The organism is Bergeriella denitrificans NBRC 102155 (genome assembly GCF_001592185.1).
GTDB classification, from domain to species: Bacteria; Pseudomonadota; Gammaproteobacteria; order Burkholderiales; family Neisseriaceae; genus Neisseria; species Neisseria denitrificans.
Map to the genome: position 1 here is coordinate 1 of NZ_BCWL01000099.1, position 7,551 is coordinate 7,551.

Consider the following 7,551-nt stretch of genomic DNA (forward strand, 5'->3'; position numbering starts at 1 on the left):
CTGCCTTATCTCAATCTAAATTGAAACGACTATATTGTCGCGCTTATTCCGTTTCCAAAATCTCCAATACGCCACGACCGATGCGCCGTGCGTAGTTGATGTCGTTCAGCAGCGAGGAAGTCTGCCAGCCGTTCAGCTCATGATTACGCAGCTTCACCATCACGCGGCCGCGGAAGGTTTCCAGGGTTTCGGTATGGGTGGCGAGCTGCGCGGTTTTTTCGCGGCGCGCGTCGCCCTGTTCCATGCCGTCAATCTGTAAAAACAGGCGCAGGGTTTTGAAAACGTGGCGGCGCAGGCGCAGGTAGTCTTTGGCGGCGGCGCTGTCGGGCTGCGCCAGATAGTGCTGCATATTTTTCTGCAGCTGCTTGCTTTCTTTCACGATTTCCACCACCCGCCACGCGGCGGCATAGCTTTGCGCCAGCTGTTGCTGCTGCGCTTCGTCGCCGGTGTCCATCTTGCCGCTGAATTCGAGAATGGCGCTGTAAAGCGGTTTGACGTATTGCTCATACAGCTCGTGGGCATCCAATGCCAAAGGCGCTTGCGGCGGCGGCAAATCCCGGCCTTCACCATCGCCCTCGGCATACAAAGCCTGCGGGGGAATATACAGGGCGCGGCACACGGCTTCGATGCCCGCGCCGGCCAGATGGCGGGTTTCCTGTGCAACGGCGGCCAGAGCGGTATCTTGGGCGCGCAGCAGGTTGTCGTTCAGATACTGCGGCTTGAGCGCGCCGCCGGTCAGGAAGCGGCTGCCGTCTGCCGCTGCGTTCTGCGCCGTATGCGCGGGGCGGTCGGGAATCCAGCGTGTAAGCAGCGCGGCCAAACGCTCCTGCTGCTTCCAAAATACGGTCACGCCCAACAGGTTAAACAAGGTGTGAAACAAGGCCAGCTGCATCAGCGGGTTCAGCCCCCACCATTCGCCCGGCTTCAATACCGCCTGCGTCAGCGGCCACCACAGGATGAGCGACAGGGCGGCGGTGATAACGTTAAACAGCATATGCGCCAGCGCCAGCCGCCGTCCGTTGCGGTCGCCGCCGAGCATACCCACCAACGCGGTGGTGGCGCTACTGCCGACATTGGAGCCGACGGCGATGGCAAACGACTGCATCAGACTGACCTGCCCGCCCGCCAGCGCTGCCAGCGTTAAAATCAGCGTGGCGTGCGAAGACTGCAAAACCACGGTCAGCAACAGGCCGACGGTAAAGAAAATCAGCGGCTCGGCCCAGCCGCCGACCTGGCTTTTGCTGAAATCCATATCCGCGCCAAACGCCTGAAAGCCCTCTTTAATCGCGTCCACCCCGAGAAAAATCAGCGCAATGCCGACCAATACGCGCCCGAAGGCTTTGACTTTGCTGTTGAAAAAGCTCATCAAAATGCCGAACACCAGCATCGGCACGGCCACGGGGCTGAGGCTGACGCTTTTGCCCGCTGCGGCCAGCAGCCAAATGCCGCTGGTTGCGCCCAAATTCGTGCCCAAAATAATCGCAATGCCGCCCGAAAGCGCAATCATGCCGGTACTCAAAAAAGCAATGGTCAGCAGCGACACCAGCGTGCTCGACTGCAGCACAAAGGTCGCGCCCATGCCGAAAAGCGCGCCTTTGAGCGGCGTGGTGGTGGAGCGTTCCATCAGGCGCGACAGCCGCCCGCCCGCCACGCTGTGCAACCCGTCTTCGATACACTGCATACCGAACAGAAACAGAGCCAGCCCGTAACACAGCTGCAGCCAGGACGGGCTGTAGGCAAAGCTGGCTGCCAAAGCCGCAGCGGGCAAAACCAGCAGATAACGGAGATTTCGGACATTCATAGGTGCTGCCTTATCGAAAAAGGTGTACTGAAACGACCTGTCGGCCGCTTCAGCAAAGTCATGTTGCCAACAATAACACAAGTTTCCGCCCCAAAGCACGGGCGGTTTTTGCCTTCTTGCCGCTTAATCTTTATTTTTACGCAAACAGATATTTTGACAAACTGCTGAAAAATTTATAGTTTTCAATATTTTTAATCAGACCGTTTTTCAGACGGCGCCTTTGTATATCGCGCATCCAAGCGGCGTGTTACTGCTTATCGCTTTGGTCAAAAGCCGTCTGAAAATAAGCTGTTTGCGGCATCACGGCGCAATCGTCTGTTTTTCAGACGGCCTTTTTTATGCGTTTTATGCTTTCAGGTTGAGACCTTTGTAGAAAAGCCCCCAGGCCGTCTGAAATTGGACACAACATCCGCAGCAAAATACCGATACTGTGATTTTATTACAGCGCGGATTATTGGATTTTTTCCGGCATTTTATTCGGGCTTACCACCCTACCCAAACCCTGTAGCTATCACAACTTGCGTATTGTTGTTTTCCTACTTTGATGAATTATCAATATATTATCAATCAAAAAATGAATAATCTTGTCTTGACAGTCGTTAATCATTCTTTTAACTTTCCCAAACATTGTCAACAATAACACGCAGGAGAAACGCATGTTCCACAAATCCACCACCCTTTTCGGCACGGCGCTGCTCGGCATTTTGGCCTTGAGCGGCTGCGACAAAGGCACGACCGAAGCCGGCGAGCCGAAAAAACCCGAATGTATCGCGCCGGCCAAACCGGGCGGCGGCTTCGACCTGACCTGTAAGCTGGCACAAAGCGGCCTGAAAGATACCGGCCTGCTGACCAAGCCGATGCGCGTGACCTATATGCCGGGCGGCGTGGGCGCGGTGGCGTACAACAAAATCGTGGCCAACGATCCGGCCAATAATGATGCGATTATTGCCTTCTCCACCGGCTCGCTGCTGAATCTGGCGCAGGGTAAGTTCGGCCAATATACGGAAAAAGACGTGCGTTGGCTGGCGGCGGTGGGTACGGATTACGGCATGGTGGCCGTGAATGCGGATTCGCCGATGAAAAATCTGCAGGACTTGGCCGATGCGCTGAAAAAAGATCCTAAATCCGTCAGCTTCGGCGCGGGCGGCAGCGTGGGCGGCCAAGACTGGCTGCAAACGGCGATGGTGGCCAAAGCTGCGGGCGTGAATCCGAAAGACATGACTTATGTGGCGCTTGAGGGCGGCGGCGAGGCGGTGACGGCGGTGTTGGGCAACCACATCAGCGTGGTCAGCGCGGGTATTGCCGAGATGGGTCCGCACATTGAGTCGGGCAAGGTCCGCGTGCTGGCGGTATTCGCCCCCAACCGCTTGGAAGGCAAGCTGAAGGATATTCCGACGGCTAAGGAGCAGGGTTTTGATGTGGAATGGCCGGTTATCCGCGGCTATTACATGGGTCCGAAAGTGAGCGATGAGGCGTTCCAATGGTGGAAAGGCCGCTTCGATACGATGCTGCAGGATGCGAAGTTTGCCGAAATCCGCGCCAACCGCGACCTGCTGCCTTTTGCGATGACCGGCGAGGAGCTGCAGCAGTATGTGGCGAAAACGACCGATGAAATGCGCAAGCTCTCGCAAGAGTTTGAGTTGAATAAATAATCATAAATATAGCGTTTTTCAGACGGCCTTTCCGACGGTTCAGGCCGTCTGAAAATTTCAGGTGCCGGGCGGTATGCCCGTCTGCGCCGCTACCGGAGATTTTCCTTCATGAAACTAGAACGCTGTTTTTCCGGCCTGTTGTGTGCCGCAGCTTTATTCCTGCTGTATCTGGCCTGGGGCTATACCGCGCCGATTACTTACGACCCGCTCGGCCCGCGCCCTTATCCGATGTTGGTGCTGTCGCTGCTGGCGGTCTGCTGCCTGTATCTGGCCGTACGCCCGTTTCGGGAGCAGATTGATTTGGGCTACACGCCCTCTTTGTTGAAAAAACTGGGTATCTGCCTGCTGGCTCTGCTGCTTTACGGCGTATTGTTCGAACTGTTGGGCTTTCCGCTGGCCACCGCGCTGATGGCCTTTGCCGTCGGCCGCCTGTTCGGCGGCGGCAATATGGCGTGCGCGCTTACCGGCGCCGTATTGGGCGGCGGCCTTTACCTGCTGTTTGACCGCCTGCTTGACGTCCCCCTACCCTTGGGCTTTTTCGGATAAGGAATACGCATGGATACTTTGAATTTTCTGATGAGCGGTTTCAGCGTTGCCCTGCAGCCGCAAAACCTGATGTTGGCACTCTTCGGCGCATTTTTAGGCACCATCGTCGGCATGCTGCCCGGCTTGGGGCCGATTAACGGCGTCGCCATTCTGCTGCCCTTTGCCTACGCACTCGGCCTGCCGCCCGAGTCGGCGCTGATTCTCCTGGCCGCCGTCTATCTGGGCTGCGAATACGGCGGACGCATTTCCGCCATTCTGATTAACGTGCCCGGCGACGCCGCCGCAATCATGTCCACGCTCGACGGCTACCCGCTGGCCAAACAGGGCAAAGCAGGTATCGCACTGTCGCTGTCGGCATTCAGCTCCTTTACCGGCAGCACCATCGCCACCGTCGGCGTCGTCTTATTCGCCCCGCTGCTGGCCAACTGGGCAGTCGCCTTCGGCCCCGCCGAATATTTCGTATTGATGGTATTCGCCATCACCTGTTTGAGCGGCCTGGTCGGCGACCAACCCGTCAAAACCGCCGTAGCCGCCCTCATCGGCCTGGGTCTCGCCACCGTCGGCGTGGACGCCGTGACCGGCGTGTACCGCTTCACCTTTGATTCCGTCAACCTTTCAGACGGCATCCAGTTCACCACCATCGTCATCGGCTTTTTCAGCATCAGCGAAATCCTGATCATGCTCGAGCACACCGAAAAAGGCCAAAAAGCACTGGAACAGGGCAAACGCGCCTTATTCAACCTGAAAGAACTGATGTTCAGCCTCGGCGCGATACTGCGCAGCGGCATCGTCGGCTTCGTCGTCGGCGTACTCCCCGGCGCAGGCGCCACCATCGCCAGCGCCATGACCTACACCAACGAGAAAAAAATCGCCGGCCCCGAAGGCAAATTCGGCGAAGGCGACCTGCGCGGCATCGCAGCACCCGAAGCCGCCAACAACGCCTCAGCCTGCGGCTCGTTCATCCCCATGCTCACACTGGGCGTACCCGGCTCCGGCACCACCGCCGTGATGATGGGCGCACTCACGCTCTACAACATCACCCCCGGCCCGCAGCTTTTCAGCGAGCAGCCCGACATCGTATGGGGCTTGATTGCCTCCCTGTTTGTCGGCAACGTCATCCTGCTGCTGCTCAACATCCCGCTGGTCGGCCTGTTCGCACGCATGCTGAACACCCCCAACTACATCCTGATACCCGCCATCGCAGCCGTCAGCTTTGTCGGCGTGTACGCCATCCACAGCACCACCTTCGACCTGATACTAATGGTCGGCCTGGGCGTATTGGGCTACTTCCTGCGCAAACTGAATTTCCCGCTCTCCGCCCTGATTTTAGGTTATGTATTGGGCGAACTGATGGAATCCAGCCTGCGCCGCGCCCTGTCGATTTCCCAAGGCGACTTGGGCATCCTGTTCCAAGGCCCGATTACCAAAGTATTGTGGGTATTGGCCGGAATCATGGTACTGCTGCCGGTCTTCCGCTGGCTGCGCCGCCGCAAACAAACCGCCTAACCCCCCGACAGCCGCCGCGTGCGGCTGTTTTCGGTTTCCACATCCGGGATTTCGGCAAAAAAGCAGAAACACTCAGCGACGTCATTAGCTGCGCGGGGGGGAGCGTAGCGGACTTGCGCAGCTAATGACGTCGCTGGATATTCACGCTTTTTTGTAAAAAAATCTCAGGCCGTCTGAAAACCACACCGTACCCGCAAGCACCCGCCCCGACATGAAACACACCCTCCGCCTTCTGTACAGCTTCGCCGCCGTATTCAGCGGCGCACTGCTGGCCAAACACCTCAACCTGCCCATTCCCTGGCTGCTCGGCCCGCTGCTGGTCAGCTCCGCCCTCAGCATCTGCGGCATCCGCGTCCGCACCCTGCCCGGCGGCCGTCAGGCAGGGCTGGCCGTTATCGGCATGTCGCTCGGCCTCTACTTCACCCCCAAAATGCTGGGGCTGATTGCCGAACACTGGCTGTGGCTGCTGGCCGGCATGGCATTCGCCCTGCTGCTGACCGTACTCGGCACCCTGCTGGTACGCCGCCTGACCGACGAAGATTTCACCACCGCCTGGTTTGCCTCCGCCGTCGGCGGCGCCAGCGAAATGGCCGTTATGGCCGCACAAAACGGCGCACGGGTGGACAAAGTCGTCGCCGCCCACTCCCTGCGCGTCCTCCTCGTCGTCACCATCGTCCCGTTTTTCTACCAATACCAAGGCTATCACGGCCTGGACGGCAGTCTGCTCGCCGCCGACACCCGCATCCACCCCGCCGGCCTGCTGCTGCTCGCCGCAGCCTGCGGCAGCGGCGGATGGCTGTTTCTGCGGCTGGGCTGGTCCAACCCCTGGACCTTCGGCCCCCTGCTGGCATCCGTCTTACTCACCGCCGCCGAAATCCATCTCTCCGCCGTACCGCCGGAACTGTCCGCGCTCGGCCAACTGCTGATCGGCTGGACACTGGGCACTAAATTCGCCCCCGACTTCTTCCGCGCCGCCCCGCGCCTGCTCGCCGCCACCGCCGCCAACGTCTGCCTCGGCCTGCTGCTGACCTGGGCGCTGGCACTGCTGCTTGCCCCGATATCCGGCATCGCCCTGCCCACCCTCGGCCTGAGCCTCGCCCCCGGCGGTGTGGCCGAAATGACGATTACCGCCAAAGTGCTGCAACTGGGCGTACCGCTCGTCACCGCCTTCCACGTCGCCCGCATGATTACCATCGTCGGCGCGGCAAGCTGGCTCTACCGGCTGTTTGCCAAACGCTTCGGTTGAGAACCAATCTGCACCCAATACGCTCAAGGCCGTCTGAAAATCCGCGTGTGGATTTTCAGACGGCCTTTAGCAACGTGCGCCCATGGTAGGTAATCCTGTGAAGCAAGAGATTTCAACGCCTTAGGACGGGTATCTTGTGACCAAAGGAAATCCCGTTCACGGGATCCGTCGCTTTGCCGCAAGGTAAAGAGAATAGCTCAATCTAGAAATTTATCTCATTCTACGAATGAGCGACGGGCAGGGATGCCCGTCCTACAGATGAAACCCACATTTTCAGACGGCCTTTATTCACATTCAAACAAAATTACATACACTAATGCATGCTTCACAAAAACAACCCTATTTTGCACAAACGCTGCTGACAGCCCTGCCCTGTTGCAGCCATAGTATCGCCATTTTAAATCCCTAAAAAAGCGAGACCGCACCATGTTTGCATCACAAAAAATCAAATCCGTATTCGGCATGGGCGCTGTGGGGCTGCTGGCTGCCACCGCCCTTTCCGGCTGCGTTGTCTCCGATGACCCCGCCGTCAACACAGTCGCCACCGTTGCCACCGTCGGCACAGCCGCTGCGCTGTTTTACAGCATCAGCGACGGCTACTACTACGACAGCCGCTACAACCGCCTGCCGCGCGGCTACCGTCCGGCGCAACACGTCCGCGTCAAACGCATCGACGATATGGCGCATTACCGCCGCCAATACCCGCTCAACCAACGCGCGCTTTACCGCCAGCGCGAAGAAAACCGTGTGCTATAGTCGGAGAAATTAAATTCTGATACAAGGCGGCAAGCCGCAGACAG

Annotated in this window: 6 protein-coding genes; 5 read left to right on the forward strand and 1 reads right to left on the reverse strand. The window is 58.4% G+C overall.

Annotation, left to right across the window (positions count from 1 at the left end; translation table 11 throughout):
* Positions 1–43 precede the first annotated feature (43 nt).
* The gene (locus tag BDE01S_RS06465) at positions 44–1,801 is read right to left on the reverse strand and encodes a Na/Pi cotransporter family protein (protein WP_066078977.1); all 1,758 of its coding nucleotides are present in this window, start codon (positions 1,799–1,801) and stop codon (positions 44–46) included.
* A 656-nt stretch (positions 1,802–2,457) separates the two neighbouring features.
* Here BDE01S_RS06465 and BDE01S_RS06470 point away from each other — a divergent pair.
* The 5 genes from BDE01S_RS06470 to BDE01S_RS06490 all read left to right on the forward strand — a co-directional run bounded on the left by BDE01S_RS06470 (position 2,458) and on the right by BDE01S_RS06490 (position 7,507).
* On the forward strand, positions 2,458–3,453 hold the full coding sequence (locus tag BDE01S_RS06470) for a Bug family tripartite tricarboxylate transporter substrate binding protein (RefSeq protein ID WP_066078978.1): 996 nt from the start codon (positions 2,458–2,460) through the stop codon (positions 3,451–3,453).
* A 108-nt stretch (positions 3,454–3,561) separates the two neighbouring features.
* The gene (locus BDE01S_RS06475; protein ID WP_066078981.1) at positions 3,562–3,999 is read left to right on the forward strand and encodes a tripartite tricarboxylate transporter TctB family protein; all 438 of its coding nucleotides are present in this window, start codon (positions 3,562–3,564) and stop codon (positions 3,997–3,999) included.
* A gap of 9 nt (positions 4,000–4,008) precedes the next feature.
* Positions 4,009–5,505, forward strand: a complete 1,497-nt coding sequence (locus BDE01S_RS06480; protein ID WP_066078983.1) for a tripartite tricarboxylate transporter permease — start codon at positions 4,009–4,011, stop codon at positions 5,503–5,505.
* A gap of 211 nt (positions 5,506–5,716) precedes the next feature.
* Entirely contained in the window at positions 5,717–6,751 is a 1,035-nt protein-coding gene (locus BDE01S_RS06485; protein ID WP_066078986.1) for an AbrB family transcriptional regulator, read from the forward strand.
* Between the two features lie 426 nt (positions 6,752–7,177).
* The gene (locus BDE01S_RS06490) at positions 7,178–7,507 is read left to right on the forward strand and encodes a hypothetical protein (protein ID WP_066078990.1); all 330 of its coding nucleotides are present in this window, start codon (positions 7,178–7,180) and stop codon (positions 7,505–7,507) included.
* Positions 7,508–7,551: the final 44 nt, after the last annotated feature.